Here is a 17,090-nt window from a genome sequence, read left to right as displayed (position 1 = left end):
ACTAGAGGGGTGCCTGAGCTGCCGGAAGTCACAGCACTCGCCGCCGATCTGAACTCCCGACTCTCGGGCCGGGTGATCGATCGGCTCGCGGTGGTGGCGTTCGCCGCCCTCAAGACGTTCGACCCGCCTGTCTCCGCGGTCTCCGGAGCCACTATCAGCGGAGTGACCAGGCACGGCAAGTTCCTCGACATCGCAGCGGGCGACCTCCACATCGTCATCCACCTCGCCCGCGCCGGATGGATCCGCTGGCGCGATTCCCCTCCCCCACCGCCCACCGGCCGGCCCAGTCGGGGACCCCTGGCCGCGCGCCTCATCCTCGACGACGGCACGGGTTTCGATGTCACCGAGGCCGGCACGAAGAAGAGTCTGTCGATCTCAGTGGTCCGCGATCCGAGCGAGGTGCCCGGTGTCGCCCGCCTGGGCCCCGAACCGCTCGACGATGCGTTCACGGTAGAGGTGTTCTCGCGCATCCTTCACGATGCCGGCCGCGCTCAGATCAAGGGAGTGCTGCGCAACCAGTCCATCATCGCGGGCATCGGCAACGCCTACTCCGACGAGATCCTGCACACGGCGAAGATGTCGCCCTTCAAGCCCTCCGACATGCCAGCCGACGACGTCGCCCGACTCTATGACGCGCTGCAGTCCACGCTCCGCGGTGCGCTCGCCCGCGCCGATGGCCTGGCCGCCTCCGAGCTGAAGAGCGAGAAGAAGCTCGGTATGCAGGTGCACGGTCGCACCGGAGAGTTGTGCCCGGTCTGCGGCGACACTGTTCGCCAGGTGATCTTCCACGACTCGACTCTGCAGTACTGCCCGACGTGTCAGACCGGTGGCAAGCCGCTGGCCGACCGCGTGCTCTCACGACTGCTGAAGTAGCTGCTCTCCACCCGGGAGCTCAGCACGCGCAGTCGATGGCTCCGACGCCGACCGGTGCTGTGAGCTCGTCAACGGTCCGCTCGATGCGACCGGCGTCGTCGACGACTGCGAGACCTTCACGCGCCCAGTACTCGAAACCACCGATCATCTCCTTCACCGGATACCCGAGCAGGCTGAACGCGAGCGCCGCACGGGTCGAACCGTTGCAGCCGGGTCCCCAGCAGTACACGACGACCGGCGTGCCGTCGGGGATGAGCCCGGTCGCCCGCTCCGCGATCTCGGACGTCGGCAGGTGGATGGCTCCGAGCGCTCGGCCCTGCCGCCAGGCCGCCTCGCCACGGGAGTCGACGAGCACGAACGGCTCCCCCGCATCCTGAGCCGCTTTGACATCCGACGGGTCGGTTTCGAACTGGAGCTTGGCGGCGAAGTGGCGCGCGGCCTCCTGGGCTGAGATCGTCATGAGCACAAGATTATGGAACCGTTTCGCTGTTCTGAACAGACGATCACCGGCGTTCAGAGCCGTCAGCCGAAAATGTGGTGGCAGAATACGGGAATGGCCGAACATTCCACATTCAGCACGGATGCGGTGGACGCGTCCATCCTCCACGAACTTCAGCGTGATGGCCGGCTCTCGATCGCCGAGCTCGCGCGAACCGTGCACATGTCGAACAGTGCCGTCGCGGAACGTGTGCGGCGACTGGAGGAGGCCGGAGTCATCGGCGGCTATCGCGCGGTCGTCAGCCCCGAGCGACTCGGGTACTCGATCCTCGCGTTCCTCCGCCTGCGGTATCCGAGCAGCGTCTACAAGCCGCTCCACGATCTGCTGGCGGAGACGCCGGAGGTGATCGAGGCGCACCACGTGACGGGCGACGACTGCTTCATTCTGAAGGTGGTGGCCACGTCGATGCGACACCTCGAACAGGTGAGCGGGAGGATCGGAACCCTGGGGAGCGTCACGACGAGCGTGTCGTATTCCAGCCCGTTTCCGACCCGCGTGATCGTTCCTCCGCAGTGACGGCGATCGATGTTCCTGTGGAGCCTAGGAGATTCGAACTCCTGACATCCTGCTTGCAAAGCAGGCGCTCTACCAACTGAGCTAAGGCCCCGAGTGGGTGATGGTGGGGATACGAGGACTTGAACCTCGGACCTCTTCGTTATCAGCGAAGCGCTCTAACCGCCTGAGCTATATCCCCGATTGGGCAGATTAGAGACTACCTGATCTGCCACTCCAAACGAAATCGAGCGGACCCGAATCGACCGGAGCCGGACTAGTTGTTGGTGAAGCCGACGAGCAGTCCGCCGGTGATCTTCACAGAGAGGTTGTAGAGGAGCGCGAACACGGCGCCGAGCGCAGTGATCACGATGATGTCGAGCACGCCCACGACGAGCGAGAAGCCCATCACCTGGCCGAGACCGAGGATCGACTTGAGGTCGCTTCCGCCGGCACCCGAGATGTCTTTGAACAGACCGTTGATCTGGTCGAAGATTCCGGTGCGGTCGAGCACGGTCCAGACCAGGAACGTGCCCACGATCGCGATGATGGCGAGGCAGATTCCGGCGAGGAAGGAGAGCTTCACGGCCGACCAGAAGTCGATGTAGACCAGCTTCAGGCGCACCTGCTTGCTGGACGCGGGTCTACGGGATGACTTCCTGGCGAGCTTTTCGGCAACACTACTGCTCATCTACGGTTTCTTCCTTCCCGGCGGCTTCCCCTGATTCTTCGTCAATTTCCTGAGAATCGAGGTTACGCTCGGTGTTCTTAGCCAGAGCGATGATCTTGTCGGACTCGGCGAAACGTGCAAATACGACACCCATGGTGTCTCGGCCCTTGGCGGGTACCTCGGCCACGGCAGAGCGTACCACCTTGCCGCTGGCAAGAACCACAAGGACCTCGTCGTCTTCGTCCACGATCAATGCGCCCACCAGGTCACCGCGGTCGTCGTTGAGTTTGGCCACCTTGATGCCCAGACCGCCTCGGTTCTGCAGGCGGTACTGGTCGGCCGAGGTGCGCTTGGCGTAGCCTCCCTCGGTCACGACGAACACGTATCCCTCATCTGAGACGACGGATGCGTCGAGCAGCTTGTCCTCCCCGCGGAAGTGCATCCCGATCACGCCGGAGGTCGAACGTCCCATCGGACGCAGTGCGTCATCCGACGCTGTGAACCTGATGGACATGCCCTTGCGGGAGACGAGCAGCAGGTCGGAGTCCTCCTCCACCAGCAGCGCGGAGACGAGTTCGTCCTCTTCGCGGAGCTTGATGGCGATGATGCCGCCGGAGCGGTTCGTGTCGTACTCGCTGAGCGCCGTCTTCTTGATCAGACCGTCGCGAGTGGCGAGCACGAGGTACTTGGCCGCCTCGTAGTCGCGGATGTCGAGGATCTCGGCGATCTCCTCATCCGGCTGCATGGCGAGCAGGTTCGCGACGTGCTGTCCCTTCGCGTCACGACCGGCCTCCTGCACCTCGTACGTCTTGGCGCGGTAGACCCGTCCCTTGTTGGTGAAGAAGAGGAGCCAGTGGTGGGTAGTCGTCACGAAGAAGTGGTCCACCACGTCTTCGCCGCGCAGCTGGGCACCCTTGACGCCCTTGCCGCCGCGGTGCTGGCTGCGGTAGTTGTCACTCCGCGTGCGCTTGATGTAACCACCGCGCGTGACGGTGACCACCATCTCCTCTTCGGGGATGAGGTCTTCCATGCTCATGTCGCCGTCGAAGCCGAACATGATCTCGCTGCGGCGGTCGTCGCCGAACCGGTCGACGATCTCGGTCAGCTCTTCGCTGATGATCGTGCGCTGGCGGTGCGGGTCGGCCAGGATCGCCTTGAACTCTTCGATCTCCAGCTGCAGAGCATCGTGGTCGTCGAGGATCTTCTGGCGTTCGAGGGCGGCCAGGCGACGCAGCTGCAGGGCGAGGATCGCATCCGCCTGCACCTGGTCGACTTCGAGCAGCTCCATCAGTCCGGTTCGCGCGTCGTCAGCGGTCGGTGACCGGCGGATCAGCGCGATGACCTCGTCGAGCGCGTCCAGCGCCTTGAGGTAGCCACGGAGAATGTGGATGCGCTCCTCGGCGCGGCGCAGACGGTATTGCGTGCGGCGCACGATCACGTCGACCTGGTGGTCGACCCAGGCGGTGATGAAACCGTCGAGCGGAAGGGTGCGGGGAACGTTGTCGACGATCGCGAGCATGTTCGCGCCGAAGTTCTCCTGCAACTGGGTGTGCTTGTACAGGTTGTTCAGCACGACCTTCGCGACCGCGTCGCGCTTGAGCACGATCACGAGGCGCTGACCGGTGCGGCCGGACGTCTCGTCGCGGATGTCGGCGATGCCGCCGATCTTGCCGTCTTTGACGAGCTCGGCGATCTTGATCGCGAGGTTGTCGGGGTTGACCTGATAGGGCAGCTCGGTGACGACCAGGCACACGCGGCCCTGGATCTCCTCGATCGTCACGACCGAACGCATCGTGATCGACCCGCGACCGGTGCGGTACATGTCCTGGATGCCCTTGACGCCCAGGATCTGGGCGCCGGTCGGGAAGTCCGGTCCCTTGATGCGCTTGATGAGCTCTTCGAGCAGTTCTTCACGGGGGGCATCCGGGTTGGCCAGGTGCCACAGCGCGCCGTCGGCGACCTCTCGGAGGTTGTGCGGCGGGATGTTCGTGGCCATACCGACCGCGATGCCCACGGATCCGTTGACCAGGAGGTTCGGGAAGCGCGACGGGAGAACGGCGGGCTCCTGCGTGCGCCCGTCGTAGTTGTCCTGGAAGTCGACGGTCTCCTCGTCGATGTCCCGGACCATCTCGAGCGCCAGCGGCGCCATCTTCGTCTCGGTGTATCGAGGAGCGGCCGCCCCGTCGTTTCCGGGCGAACCGAAGTTGCCCTGCCCGAGAGCCAGCGGGTACCGGAGGCTCCACGGCTGCACCAGGCGCACGAGGGCGTCGTAGATCGCCGAGTCGCCGTGCGGGTGGAACTGGCCCATCACGTCGCCGACCACACGGGCGCACTTCGAGAACGCCTTGTCGGGGCGGTAGCCGCCGTCGAACATCGCGTAGATCACGCGGCGGTGCACCGGCTTGAGGCCGTCGCGCACCTCGGGCAGCGCGCGCCCGATGATCACGCTCATCGCGTAGTCGAGATAGGAGCGCTGCATCTCGGACTGCAGGTCGACCTGATCGATCCTGCCGTGGATGCCGAAGCCGGCTCCGTCAGCGATCACGATCTCGGTCTCGACGGACTCGCCTGACTCGCCGTCGGTGGGGACGTCGTTAGTGCCGTCGCCGGAAGTGGTGTTATCAGATGTCAAGGAACCGCACGTCCTTCGCGTTCTTCTGGATGAAATTGCGGCGCGACTCCACGTCTTCGCCCATCAGCGTGGCGAAGATCTCGTCTGCAGCGGCCGCATCGTCGAGAGTGACCTGCAGCAGCGTGCGGGTCTCAGGGTTCATCGTGGTCTCCCACAACTCCTTGTAGTCCATCTCGCCGAGGCCCTTGTAGCGCTGCACGCCGTTGTCCTTCGGGATGCGCTTGCCTGCGGCGATGCCCGCGGCGAGGAACGCATCGCGCTCCCGATCCGAGTAGACGTACTCGTCTTCCGAGTTGGTCCACTTGAGCCGGTAGAGCGGCGGCTGCGCGAGATACACGTAGCCGAGCTCGATCAGCGGACGCATGTAGCGGAACAGGAGGGTGAGCAGCAGCGTGGTGATGTGCTGGCCGTCGACGTCCGCATCCGCCATCAAGACGATCTTGTGATAGCGCGCCTTGTCGGGGTTGAAGTCCTCGCCGATGCCGGCGCCGAACGCCGTGATCATCGCCTGCACCTCGTTGTTCGCGAGCGCGCGGTCGAGCCGGGCCTTCTCGACGTTGAGGATCTTGCCTCGCAACGGCAGGATCGCCTGCGTCTCGGGGTTGCGGCCCTGCACGGCCGAACCACCGGCCGAGTCGCCCTCAACGATGAAGATCTCCGAGATCGACGGATCCTTCGACTGGCAGTCCTTGAGCTTGCCGGGCATCCCGCCGCCCTCGAGAAGACCCTTGCGACGGGCGGTCTCACGAGCCTTGCGGGCTGCGAGCCTGGCCGTGGCCGCCTGCAGCGACTTACGGATGATCTCCTTGGCCTGGTTCGGATTGCGATCGAACCAGTCGCCGAGCTGGTCGCCGACGACCTTCTGCACGAACGCCTTCGCCTCGGTGTTGCCGAGCTTGGTCTTCGTCTGGCCCTCGAACTGCGGCTCGGAGAGCTTCACCGAGATGACGGCCGTCAGACCCTCGCGCACGTCGTCGCCGGAGAGGTTGTCATCCTTGTCTTTCAGGATGCCCTTCTCTCGCGCGTATCGGTTGACCAGCGTCGTCAGTGCGGCACGGAAGCCTTCTTCGTGGGTTCCGCCCTCGTGCGTGTTGATCGTGTTCGCGTAGGTGAAGACGCTCTCGTTGTAGCCCGTGGTCCACTGCATGGCCACTTCGAGCGAGATCTTGCGATCGGTGTCCTCGGACTCGAAGGAGATGATCTCGTCGTGCACGACCTCCGCCTTCTTGGCGGAGTTGAGGTAGCGCACGTAGTCGGTCAGTCCCTGCTCGTAGAGGAAGACGTCGGAACGGTTCTCCTCGTCGTCATCGTGCGGGCGCTCATCCGTCAGCGCGATGCGCAGTCCCTTGTTGAGGAACGCCATCTGCTGAAAACGGGTGCGGAGCGTGTCGTAGTCGAACTCGACGGTCTCGAACGTCTCACGACTCGGCCAGAACGTGATGGTGGTTCCGGTCTCGTCGGACTCCTCGCCCATCTCGAGCGGAGCCTGTGGCACCCCGCTGCGGTAGCTCTGGCGGTAGACGTTTCCCTGCCGGCGCACCTCGACGTCGAGGCGCTCCGAAAGCGCGTTCACCACGGAGCTTCCGACCCCGTGCAGACCACCCGAGACCGCATACCCGCCGCCGCCGAACTTTCCGCCGGCGTGCAGGATCGTCAAGACGACCTCGACCGTCGACTTCTGCTCGACCGGGTGGATGTCGACGGGGATGCCACGGCCGTTGTCGACGACGCGGATGGCGCCGTCGCGAAGGATGGTCACCTCGATGTTGTCGGCGTGGCCGGCCATCGCCTCGTCGACGGAGTTGTCGACGATCTCCTGCACGAGGTGGTGGAGTCCGCGGGGTCCGGTGGAACCGATGTACATTCCGGGTCGTTTGCGTACGGCTTCGAGACCTTCGAGAACTTGGATCTCATTCGCTCCGTAGTCGTGTTCCGACTCGGCTTTTGTTGGTTCCAGCGTCATATGAAATTAGGCTCCTGACCGCACTCAGTGTGACCTCTCCAGTCTACCAAGAGCCGCCTGGACGAACGGCCAAAATCGCCCGTCTGACGCGCTATTTTTAGGCCGCCGACCTCTTTTGTGCACTCAGCCGTAAGTATCGCGCGGACCGCGCCCTGGAATCGACCTGGGGCCTCTTTTCCATGAGGGGGCGTCAGGGCCCTGGAAACGGATGGATTGGATATCAGCCTGGGGGAAGCGGTCGGCGATGGTCGCCAGAAGGTCCGAACGCATGATCCTGAGCTGCGTCGCCCACGCCGTCGACTCGCAGCGCACGGTCAGCACACCGTCGGTGATGCCCTCCGGAATCGCGTGCTTCGCCGTCTCCTCACCGGCGAGCTCGCGCCAGCCCGCGAGAAGGTCGGATTGCGCCAGCGAAGACGTCCAGCCGAGTTGCGTGGCGAGCGAGTCGACGACATCGCCGAGCCCGTGCGGATCTCGGCCTTTGCCGAACGGCTGGCTCGCACTCGGGTCGCGTTCGTCTCGCCGCTTCGCCCGCCGAGACCGAGCCGGAACGCCGCCGAAGATCTCCCGGAAGCGCAGGTACACCGCCGAAGCCTCGCTCATCTGCTGCTGATCGTCAGACATCGTCGCCCTCGACGACTGCGCCGGCCTCGATCCGCACCGTGTGCGCGGTCAGCTCTTCAGGGACATCGTCGTAGACGGCCGCTGTGATCAAGACCTGCTCGTAACCGGATACGGCGGTTGCGAGCATCCGGCGCCGGGCCTGATCGAGCTCGGCGAACACATCGTCGAGGATGAGCACCGGATCCCCCGTCGTCGACTCGCGCCGGAGCAGCTCGGCCGAGGCGAGTTTCAGCGCCAGTGCGAACGACCACGACTCGCCATGGCTCGCGTACCCCTTGGCCGGCATGCCGTTCAGCTCGAAGAGGATGTCGTCGCGGTGCGGCCCGATGAGTGTGAGCCCTCGGTCCAGTTCTTTTCTTCGAACAGAGGCGAGCGCCTCGCGGAACGCGTCGGCTGTCGCGACACCGGTCGACCCGGTTACAGCCGCAGGATCGGAAGGGGATTCCGCATCCGCGTCGTCGATGTCGGCGCCACGGATGGTGAGCAATGGAACCAGGACCGGGTGATGATCGTCGCCGGCGACCGAGCGGTAGGCCGACACCAGCGGGTCGGTGAGCCGGTTGACCAGGTCGACCCGTGCATCCACCAGCTCCGAGCCGAGCGCGACGAGGCGTTCGTCCCAGATGTCGAGCGTTCCCAGCTGACTCTCGCGCAGCCCGGATGCCCGGGCCGACTTCAGCAGTGTGTTGCGCTGCTTGAGCACCCGGTCGTAGTCGGCCAGAACGCCCGCGAAACGCGGATTGCGCTGAACGAGCAGCTGATCGAAGTACCGGCGACGGATGCTCGGCTCGCCTCGAACCAGTGCCAGGTCTTCCGGAGCGAACAGAACACTGGAGAAGTACCGCGGCAGCTCACGCGTCTTGATCGCAGACCGATTGACCTGCGCGCGGTTGGCCGAGCCGCGATTGAGCTGGAGTTCCACGAGGAGGTCCCGACCTTCGTGGTGGATGCGCGCCCGCACGATCGCGGACTCCGCATCCTTTCGAATCATGGCTTGGTCGCTCGACACCCGGTGCGACCCGAGGGTGCTCAGGTAGCCGAGCGATTCGACCAGATTCGTCTTGCCCTGGCCGTTTCGGCCGACGAAAAGGTTCGCGCCGGCCGCAATCGGCACTTCCGCCGTTCGATAATTGCGGAAGTCTGTCAGGGAAAGATGGGTGACACGCACTCTTGGATTAGCCGCGCACGTCAGTCGACTGCTTTGACGGCGTGTCCACCGAACTGGTTGCGCAGTGCGGCGACGGCCTTCATGGCCGGCGAGTCTTCTTGACGCGAAACGAAGCGCGCGAAGATCGAAGCGCTGATCGTCGGAACCGGCACAGCGTTCGCCAGTGCCTCTTCGACGGTCCAGCGGCCTTCACCGGAGTCTTGCACGTAGCCTTCGATGTGCTCGAAGTCCGGGTCCTGCTCGAGGGCGCGCACGAGCAGCTCGAGCAACCAGGAGCGGACGACGGTTCCACGCTGCCAGGCCTTGAAGGTGCCGGTGACGTCTTTGATGATGTCCTTGCGGGTGTCGAGCAGCTCATAGCCTTCGGCGTACGCCTGCATCAGCGCATACTCGATGCCGTTGTGCACCATCTTGGCGTAGTGGCCCGCGCCGACCTCGCCCACGTGCACGAAGCCTTCATCGCGGGGACCCTCGGGGCGCAGCGCGTCGAAGACCGGCATCACACGCTCGACCTGCTCCTTGCTTCCGCCGACCATCAGTCCGTAGCCGTTGTCGAGGCCCCAGACTCCACCGGAGACGCCGGCATCCATGAAGTCGACACCCTTGGGCGCGAGCTGTGCAGAGTGCTTGAAGTCCTCCGTGAAGCGCGAGTTTCCGCCATCGATGACGAGGTCGCCCTTCTCGAGCAGAGGCTCGAGGTCGGTGATGACGGCATCGGTGATCGCGCCGGCCGGCACCATGATCCATACCGTGCGCGGGGCCGGGAGTGCTGCGACGAGGTCAGCGACCGTGGCGACATCCGAGACGTCGGGATTGGTGTCGTAGCCGGTCACCTCGATGCCGTTCTTCTCGAGGCGGGCACGCATGTTGTTGCCCATTTTTCCGAGACCGATAAGGCCGATGTGCATGATTGTCCTTCTTCTCCTGTCGGACGCTTTCAGCTACCTGAGCAGCAGGTTGGGCTGCAGCAGGTACTTGTAGTTGTCTGCGCCTGCCTGGTCCTTCGAGGTTTGGCTCGTGATGAGCACAGGACCCGGCTTGTTGGGGTTGTCGGTCTTGGTGAAGGAAATGCGCACGAATTCCGAGTGCACCGCACCGAGACCATCGAGCAGGAACTGCGGCTTCAACGAAACCACCGTCTCCTGGCCAGTGAGGAGAGCGTCGATGCTCTCGGATGCTTGAGCCTGCTCCGAGCCGATGGCCTCGAGGGTGAGTCCATCGGCGGAGAAGGAGTATCGCAGGGCGGCTTCGCGCTCGAGCACGAGCGAGACACGACGTGTCGCCTCGATGAGCTCGGCGGTGTTGACGACCGCGTAGTTCTCGACCGACTCGGGGAAGAGCCGGCGCACGGGTGGGAAGTTGCCCTTGATCAGCAAGGACGTCACGGTCTTCTTGTCGGCCGTGAAGGCGATGAGCTCGCGGTCGTCGCGGTTCGTGATCGAGATGGCGATGGTGCCGCTGTGACCGAGGGTCTTGCCGATCTCGGTCAGGGTTCGGGCCGGAACGAGGGCGGTCACGGGCTCGCCAGAGGTTGTGCCGTTGTCCCAGTCGATCTCCCGCACAGCAACGCGGTAGCGGTCGGTGGCCACCAGACCGAGCGTGTTGTTGCCGACTTCGAGCTGCACACCGGTGATGACCGGGGTCACATCGTCTCGGGATGCGGCCACGCCGACCTGCGCGACGGCCTCGGCGAACTCGTCGGCCGGCACGAGGCCTGCTTCGCCACTGACCTGCGGGATGCTCGGATATTCCTCGACGGGCATGGACAGGAGAGTGAAGTTCGCCGATCCGGCCCGGACGACGATCTTGGACTCCTCGGTAGAGAATTGCACCGGAGCATTGGGGAGCTTCGCTGCGATCTCCGCCAGGAGCCGACCGGAGACCAGCACACGCCCGGGTTCTTCGACCTCGGCTGCGATCTCGGTCTGGGCAGAGACCTCATAGTCGAACGACGACAGCTGCAGACCCGTGTCGGTCGTCTCGATCAGAACGCCGCTCAGGATGGGAAGGGTCGTCCGCTGAGGGAGGAGCTTCACGGCGAACGAAACGGCTTCGCTGAATACATCCCTGTTGGCTTGGAACTTCACGAAGTCACCTCTGTCGTAAGCGGGCAATGGATCGTGACAAATCCTAGCGCTTGCCTCCGTCGGCCGAAGTTGTGATTCGAGCTGGGGCGAAGGTTGTCGGCCTCCCCACTAAGAAGAATTAACGATTAATGGTGTTAACCGCTGTGGAAACTGTGGATAACTTGCTCGAACCCGGTCGACAGCTGGGAACTACAGTCCTGTGACTTGTTGATGAGCTGGGGACTCCAGTCGTACAGCGGGGAATTCGACGGGTGCTGGATGGGGCGCAATTCACAGGGATTCACGATTCGTCCCCATTAAGTGTCCGAGTTTCGGCATCTTCTCCACAAGTTATCCACATGTGAGCAAGACAGCCTCTCCCCACGTTGGGGAGAGGCTGTGGATAACTCCGAGAACGCGCTCGCTACTTGGAGTAGCGGTGGTTCTGCTTGATGCGGCTGGTGAGCTCGGTGACCTGGTTGTAGATCGAGCGGCGTTCTTTCATCAGCTCGCTGATCTTCTTGTTCGCGTACATCACAGTGGTGTGGTCGCGGTTGCCGAACAGCTGACCGATCTTCGGAAGCGACAGATTGGTGAGCTCACGGCAGAGGTACATGGCGATCTGACGAGCGGTGGCGACAGCCTGAGACCGGCTGGAGCCGTAGAGATCGTCGACGGTGAGCTTGAAGTAGTCGGCCGTGTTCGTGATGATGTCGGTCGGAGCGATCACGTTGTCGTCGTCGAGGGTGATCAGATCCTTCAGCACCGTCTGGACCAGCGGCATGTCGACCGGCGTGCGGTTGAGGCTCGCGAACGCGGTGACACGGATGAGCGTGCCCTCCAGCTCGCGGATGTTGCTCGACACCTTCGACGCCATGAACTCGAGGATGTCGTCGGGAACCTGGATCTTCTCGCTCTGAGCCTTCTTGCGCAGGATGGCGATGCGGGTCTCGAGGTCGGGCACCTGCACATCCGTGATGAGACCCCACTCGAAGCGGGACCGCATCCGGTCTTCGAAGCCGGTCAGATGCTTCGGCGGCAGGTCGCTCGTGATGACCACCTGCTTGTTGTGGTCATGAAGGGTGTTGAAGGTGTGGAAGAACGCCTCCTGGGTCTCGACCGCTCGCTGCAGGAACTGGATGTCGTCGATCAGCAGGATGTCGATGTTGCGGTAGCGCGCTTGGAACGAAGACCCTCGGTTGTTCGCGATCGAGTTGATGAAGTCGTTCGTGAACTCCTCGGAGCTCACGTACCGGACGCGGATGCCCGGGTAGAGACTCATCGCGTAGTGGCCGATCGCGTGCAGGAGGTGAGTCTTGCCGAGACCGGAGTCGCCGTAGATGAAGAGGGGGTTGTAGGCCTTGGCCGGTGCCTCGGCGACGGCGACCGCCGCAGCATGGGCGAAGCGGTTCGACTGGCCGATGACGAAGTTGTCGAAGCTGTACTTGGGGTTGAGGCGGGTGTCGCTGTTGCGGGGCGGCGCTGTGATCTCGGTGGCGATCGAGGTAGGGGTCACGACCTGGGTCTCGATGTATGCGGCCTCGGACGGCTCGGCCGCGCCGGCCATGCTCTCCTGCTGGATCTCGGGGTTGACCACGATCGCGAACGTTGTGACGGCGAGGTCGTCGTCCAGGGTCCCGATCGCGTTGAGGAGCGGTACCCGGCTTCGCTGCTCGATCATTCCGCGAGTGAACTCGTTCGGGACCTCCAGGTAGAAGGTTCCGGCCATGATGCCCTTGGGCTCGACCAGGCTCAGAAATCCATGGAGTTGCGGCGTGATGCGGTCATCTGACTCCAATGTGTTGAGCACGCTCTGCCATGCCGCAGATATGGACGCTTCGCCGCCTGCCATCGTTCCCCGTATTCGTGTTGGTGTGGATGCCGTCAACCGACGGAGGGTGCCACTTCATCGTGACCCGGTCGTCGGTCCGACGGATTTCAGGTCTCCGCCGGATGGGTATTCACAGAGTTATCCACCCGCTGTGTGTGCAATACCGTAGCGATCTCCAGCCTCGAGAGGTAAGGCTGGGGATAACTTTCGTCCTCACGGTAACTTGTCCACAGGTTGTGGATCAAATTCGATAACCGGAATACACCGGCGCGTCGCTGCTCGGTTTCCTGCCAATCCTGTGCATAATCAATGGATTTGGCGCGATCGGTTTGACCTCGTGCGGCCGACGCCGTAGCTTTAACCAGTTGACTTCAGCCGTTCAGGCTGCCCAAAAACTTTTCACGGCCTCCCCGTGCTGGCCCATCCTTCAGCACCGGCCTGTTAAGAGACCACACGGAGATTGATATGAGCAAGAGAACGTTCCAGCCGAACAACCGCAAGCGCGCCAAGACCCACGGCTTCCGCCTGCGCATGCGCACCCGCGCCGGCCGTGCCATCCTGGCCGCCCGCCGCGGCAAGGGTCGCACGAAGCTCTCCGCCTAGTCCGAACCGGTGCTCGCCAAGGCCAATCGCATCACGCGGGGGGCGGACTACAAGGCGACGGTTCGTCGGGGTATTCGTGCCACAGACACGAACACCGTGACGTACCTCCGCCCGAATCCCGACTCTCAGGTGGTGCGATTCGGCTTTATCGTCGCAAAGACGGTGGGCACTGCCAACCGGCGCAATCTCGTGCGGCGACGATTGAAAGCGATCGCACACGAATTGCTCCCCGAGATGACACCGGGCGTGGACGTCGTGATCAGGGCTTTACCAGGCTCTGCTCAAGCGGAGTGGGCTACCCTGCACGAAGAGGTCACACGATCCGTCAGCCGCATCACCAGTAGAGGCAACCCCCGTCGATGAACACCGCGATCGCAGCCGTGCTCCTTGCGCCGAGGAACGTCGCTGTGCTGCTGCTGCGCGGATACCGGGCAGTGATCTCGCCGCTGTATGGAGATGTCTGCCGCTACTACCCGTCGTGCTCGGCCTACGCATTGCAGGCCATTCAAGAACACGGTGTGGTCGTCGGGTCGGTGCTCGGGATCAGGCGCATCGTGCGCTGTCACCCGTGGGCGGCCGGCGGGGTCGATGACGTCCCGCTCAAGAAGAAACGTCGCTATCGGGTGACTCCGTTCGGATTCGTCGTCGCCACAAGCCAGGGAAAGGCCTAGCACCCACATGGATATCTTCGGAACGATTCTGTGGCCCATCAAGTGGGTCGTAGAACTGATCCTCGTCGCCTGGCACTGGTTGCTGACCAACGTCGGTCTCGACCCGGCCGCCGGCCTCACCTGGGTGCTCTCGATCGTCGGCCTCACCGTTGTGGTGCGTGCAGCGCTCATCCCGATCTTCGTGCGCCAGATCAAGAACCAGCGGCGGATGCTCGAAGTCGCACCGCAGCTCAAGAAGATCCAAGAGAAGTACAAGGGCAAGAAGGATCAGTTCTCCCGCGAGGCGATGTCGCGCGAGACCATGGAGCTGTACAAGAAGACCGGCACGAACCCGCTCAGCTCGTGCCTTCCTCTCCTCCTCCAGATGCCTATCTTCTTCAGCCTGTTCCAGGTGTTGAACGGCGCGCAGAGCGGTCACGCAGGCGTCGGCCCCCTGAACGAGACGCTGGCCCAGCAGTTCGGCAACGCATCCCTCTTCGGAATCGCTCCTCTGCACCAGAGCTTCCAGGGAGCGTTGAACGCTCACCCCCAGCAGGTCGCCGTCATGGTGATCGCGGCGGTGATGGTCGTGCTGATGACGGGTTCGCAGTTCCTCACGCAGCTCCAGATCGTCTCCAAGAACATGTCGCCGGAGACCAAGGCGAGCCCGCAGTTCAAGCAGCAGCGCATCCTTCTCTACTTGCTGCCGTTCGTGTTCCTGTTCTCGGGCTTCGCATTCCCGCTCGGTGTCATGTTCTACTGGCTGACCTCCAACATCTGGACCATGGCCCAGCAGTTCCTTGTCATCCGCAACATGCCGACTCCCGGTTCGGATGCCGCCAAGGCCCGCGAAGCGCGCCTCGCCCGAAAGGGAAAGCTCGTCAACGAGGAGGGCGCCGTCGTGCTCACCGTCAACGAGTCCGAGGCGCCGAAGAAGACAACGCAGCGTGTTCAGCCGGTGAGCAAGACCCGTGCCAAGAAGCAGACCGGAAAGTAGTAGGGATCCCAGGATGACCGACGTGCAGCAGACCGAACCCGAGTTCACGGCAGAGACCGCCCCCGAGGCCGCCGAGCAGTCCGTCGCTGGCGCAGCTGGCACCGAGTACTCCGAGCCGACCGCCGATGAGCTCGACCGCGAAGGTGACATCGCAGCCGACTACATCGAAGAGCTGCTCGACATCACCGACATCGACGGTGACATCGACATCGACGCACACAACGGACGGTCGTACATCTCCGTGAACACGGATGGCGGAAGTGACCTCCGACTGCTGTCGAAGCCGGACACGGTGAACGCGCTGCAGGAACTGACCCGCTTGGCCGTTCAGAACAAGACCGGCTCGTTCTCGCGGCTGATCCTCGACATCGGTGGTTCGCGGGATGCTCGCCAGGCGGAGCTCTCCACTCTGGTCGACCGCGCCATCACGCGCATCGAGGAGGGTGTCGCTCAGGCTGCTCTGCCCCCGATGTCCTCGTACGAGCGCAAGCTGGTTCACGACATCGTGTCCGAGCGCGGCTATGTCTCGAACTCTCAGGGCGAGGGACGCGATCGCCACACTGTCATCACCGCTGCGTAGTTTCACGTGAAACACTGAAGGACGCGACGTGACTGAGACTCTTGAAGTCGAGCCCGCCGCCGCAGTCCCTCTCTTCGGTGATCGCATTGAGCTGGCGCGACAGTTCACCCGCAGCCTGGCAGAGCAGGGCGAGGAGCGAGGACTCATCGGTCCGCTCGAACTCCCCCGGCTCTGGTCCCGCCACATTCTGAACTGTGCGATTGTCGCGCCGCTCATCAAGCCGGGTCGGGTCGGCGATGTGGGCAGCGGCGCAGGGTTACCGGGAATCGTGCTGGCGATCGCACGGCCCGATGCAACCTTCGTGCTGATCGAGCCGATGGAACGGCGCGTGGCGTGGCTGAACGAGCAGGTCGACGAGCTGGGTCTCGCGAACGTGCAGGTGACTCGTGCGAGGGCCGAGGATGTTCGCCTCGATTCACCGCTCGACCAGGTGACCGCTCGTGCTGTGAGTGCCTTCCGAAAGCTGATCCCTCTGACCGCTCCCCTGGTCGGGGACGGCGGCGAGCTCGTCTTGATGAAGGGTGCAGGAGCGCCGGCCGAGGTCGAGGCGGCCGCGAAAGAGATCCGTAGATTCAAGCTGTACGACGTAGAGGTTCTCACCCTCGGCGATGGCGTGCTCGACGAGGTCACGAGGGTCATTCGAGCCTCCGTCCGTTGAGCGGATTCGGCGCTTAGGATCGCTCCTGTGGCGCCGAACGCACGGACAATTCGGATCATTCGACCCGAAAACCGCCTGTCGCGCGCGCGTTTTGGTCGAATGGTTGGTTACCGAGGCTGGGCTAGGCGCCGCCGTTCATTCGTCGCTGATTTTGCGACTGCCGGCACAGGCACGCCGAAGGTTTTCGTTTCGTCATTGTTGGTTCAGGGACCGTCTCGCAAGAGAGTCCAGCCGCGGGACAGACACCACGGCGCTGATGAGGAGGCGTTGTCGCGACGACGGATCTCGCCTTGCACGATGGACTCGCGACGACTTTGGGTGTGATGCGACGACGGCTTCGCCCAACCCACGGCACTCCCCCACCGTTCTGCTCTCGGTGAAGCCTGTGTTGGCGGCTGACGTGCGCTCGCGAGTGGGCGCCTTTCGGAACGAGGCAGTGGCGTGAGTGAGCCTGTTGGAACGCGAGTTCAGCCGCCAAGGAGTGCGAGCGATAGCCCACGGTCTCGATGTTTCACGTGAAACAACCAACACGATCAGAGGAGCAGGCAATTCTCGCGTCTACTACGCGTCTCGAATCGACCGCTCCCCCGACGAACTGGACCACACGCAGCACTTCGGGCGAGCCATTCCGATTGGCCCCGCCGGCCTGGGGCTATGACCGAGCAGCCGCCCGATTCCAGCCCGCCTCGGCCGACCTTGAGTAGGAGATTTCGGTCGACGCCCCGGTGAAAGCTCCGTCGTTACCGGGAAAGCAGGCCGTTCTGAGCGAGATCTCCGGTTCTGC

The 17,090-nt window shown here is 63.5% G+C and carries 17 protein-coding genes and 2 tRNA genes; 8 read left to right on the top strand and 11 right to left on the bottom strand.

Going from position 1 to position 17,090, the window contains the following annotated elements:
• Positions 1-9: 9 nt before the first annotated feature.
• The gene (locus ACFVV0_RS01640) at positions 10-873 is read left to right on the top strand and encodes an Fpg/Nei family DNA glycosylase (RefSeq protein WP_387057397.1); all 864 of its coding nucleotides are present in this window, start codon (positions 10-12) and stop codon (positions 871-873) included.
• A 19-nt stretch (positions 874-892) separates the two neighbouring features.
• Here the strand turns inward: ACFVV0_RS01640 and ACFVV0_RS01635 are convergent, their stop codons facing one another.
• Entirely contained in the window at positions 893-1,333 is a 441-nt protein-coding gene (locus tag ACFVV0_RS01635) for a rhodanese-like domain-containing protein (protein WP_387057395.1), read from the bottom strand.
• A 93-nt stretch (positions 1,334-1,426) separates the two neighbouring features.
• On the opposite strand from ACFVV0_RS01635, the gene ACFVV0_RS01630 reads away from it, so the two are divergent.
• A complete protein-coding gene (locus tag ACFVV0_RS01630) occupies positions 1,427-1,888 on the top strand; it encodes an Lrp/AsnC family transcriptional regulator (RefSeq protein WP_387057393.1) in 462 nt (153 codons plus the stop codon).
• A gap of 18 nt (positions 1,889-1,906) precedes the next feature.
• Here the strand turns inward: ACFVV0_RS01630 and ACFVV0_RS01625 are convergent.
• From ACFVV0_RS01625 to dnaA, 10 genes are all read right to left on the bottom strand, one after another.
• A tRNA-Ala gene (locus tag ACFVV0_RS01625) sits at positions 1,907-1,979 on the bottom strand.
• 10 nt (positions 1,980-1,989) lie between these two features.
• A tRNA-Ile gene (locus ACFVV0_RS01620) sits at positions 1,990-2,066 on the bottom strand.
• A gap of 75 nt (positions 2,067-2,141) precedes the next feature.
• On the bottom strand, positions 2,142-2,555 hold the full coding sequence (locus ACFVV0_RS01615; protein ID WP_387057391.1) for a DUF3566 domain-containing protein: 414 nt from the start codon (positions 2,553-2,555) through the stop codon (positions 2,142-2,144).
• The gene (gene gyrA / locus ACFVV0_RS01610) at positions 2,545-5,079 is read right to left on the bottom strand and encodes a DNA gyrase subunit A (RefSeq protein ID WP_387059422.1); all 2,535 of its coding nucleotides are present in this window, start codon (positions 5,077-5,079) and stop codon (positions 2,545-2,547) included. The genes ACFVV0_RS01615 and gyrA overlap by 11 nt, the downstream gene beginning before the upstream one ends.
• A gap of 76 nt (positions 5,080-5,155) precedes the next feature.
• Entirely contained in the window at positions 5,156-7,129 is a 1,974-nt protein-coding gene (gene gyrB, locus ACFVV0_RS01605) for a DNA topoisomerase (ATP-hydrolyzing) subunit B (protein WP_387057389.1), read from the bottom strand.
• Between the two features lie 123 nt (positions 7,130-7,252).
• Positions 7,253-7,753 (bottom strand): DUF721 domain-containing protein, encoded by a 501-nt coding sequence (locus ACFVV0_RS01600; protein WP_387057387.1) that lies wholly within the window; start codon positions 7,751-7,753, stop codon positions 7,253-7,255.
• Positions 7,746-8,921, bottom strand: a complete 1,176-nt coding sequence (gene recF / locus ACFVV0_RS01595; protein WP_387057385.1) for a DNA replication/repair protein RecF — start codon at positions 8,919-8,921, stop codon at positions 7,746-7,748. Before recF ends, ACFVV0_RS01600 begins: the two co-directional genes overlap by 8 nt.
• 20 nt (positions 8,922-8,941) lie before the next feature.
• Positions 8,942-9,829, bottom strand: coding sequence for a phosphogluconate dehydrogenase (NAD(+)-dependent, decarboxylating) (gnd, locus tag ACFVV0_RS01590; protein ID WP_387057383.1), 888 nt, complete (start codon positions 9,827-9,829; stop codon positions 8,942-8,944).
• Positions 9,830-9,862: 33 nt separating this feature from the next.
• Entirely contained in the window at positions 9,863-11,008 is a 1,146-nt protein-coding gene (gene dnaN, locus ACFVV0_RS01585) for a DNA polymerase III subunit beta (protein WP_387057381.1), read from the bottom strand.
• Positions 11,009-11,411: 403 nt separating this feature from the next.
• Positions 11,412-12,839 (bottom strand): chromosomal replication initiator protein DnaA, encoded by a 1,428-nt coding sequence (gene dnaA / locus ACFVV0_RS01580; protein WP_387057379.1) that lies wholly within the window; start codon positions 12,837-12,839, stop codon positions 11,412-11,414.
• 444 nt (positions 12,840-13,283) lie between these two features.
• Between dnaA and rpmH the strand changes: the two genes are divergently transcribed.
• From rpmH to rsmG, 6 genes are read left to right on the top strand one after another with little or no spacing between them, the layout of a single operon-like run.
• The gene (gene rpmH / locus ACFVV0_RS01575; protein WP_223693057.1) at positions 13,284-13,421 is read left to right on the top strand and encodes a 50S ribosomal protein L34; all 138 of its coding nucleotides are present in this window, start codon (positions 13,284-13,286) and stop codon (positions 13,419-13,421) included.
• A gap of 9 nt (positions 13,422-13,430) precedes the next feature.
• On the top strand, positions 13,431-13,784 hold the full coding sequence (gene rnpA / locus ACFVV0_RS01570) for a ribonuclease P protein component (protein WP_387057376.1): 354 nt from the start codon (positions 13,431-13,433) through the stop codon (positions 13,782-13,784).
• Positions 13,781-14,092: a membrane protein insertion efficiency factor YidD gene (gene yidD, locus ACFVV0_RS01565; protein ID WP_387057374.1), complete on the top strand. Its 312-nt coding sequence runs from the start codon at positions 13,781-13,783 to the stop codon at positions 14,090-14,092. Before rnpA ends, yidD begins: the two co-directional genes overlap by 4 nt.
• A gap of 7 nt (positions 14,093-14,099) precedes the next feature.
• Complete coding sequence (gene yidC / locus ACFVV0_RS01560; protein WP_387057372.1) at positions 14,100-15,068, top strand: membrane protein insertase YidC; 969 nt, start codon at positions 14,100-14,102, stop codon at positions 15,066-15,068.
• A 13-nt stretch (positions 15,069-15,081) separates the two neighbouring features.
• Positions 15,082-15,648, top strand: coding sequence for a protein jag (locus ACFVV0_RS01555; RefSeq protein WP_387057370.1), 567 nt, complete (start codon positions 15,082-15,084; stop codon positions 15,646-15,648).
• Between the two features lie 28 nt (positions 15,649-15,676).
• Positions 15,677-16,306, top strand: coding sequence for a 16S rRNA (guanine(527)-N(7))-methyltransferase RsmG (gene rsmG / locus ACFVV0_RS01550; protein WP_387057368.1), 630 nt, complete (start codon positions 15,677-15,679; stop codon positions 16,304-16,306).
• Positions 16,307-17,090: the final 784 nt, after the last annotated feature.

The organism is Leifsonia sp. NPDC058230 (assembly GCF_042882245.1).
In the GTDB taxonomy this organism is placed as follows: domain Bacteria; phylum Actinomycetota; class Actinomycetes; order Actinomycetales; family Microbacteriaceae; genus Leifsonia.
Note: the sequence above shows the minus strand (reverse complement) of the source record. Positions and strands in the feature narration are given on the sequence as shown.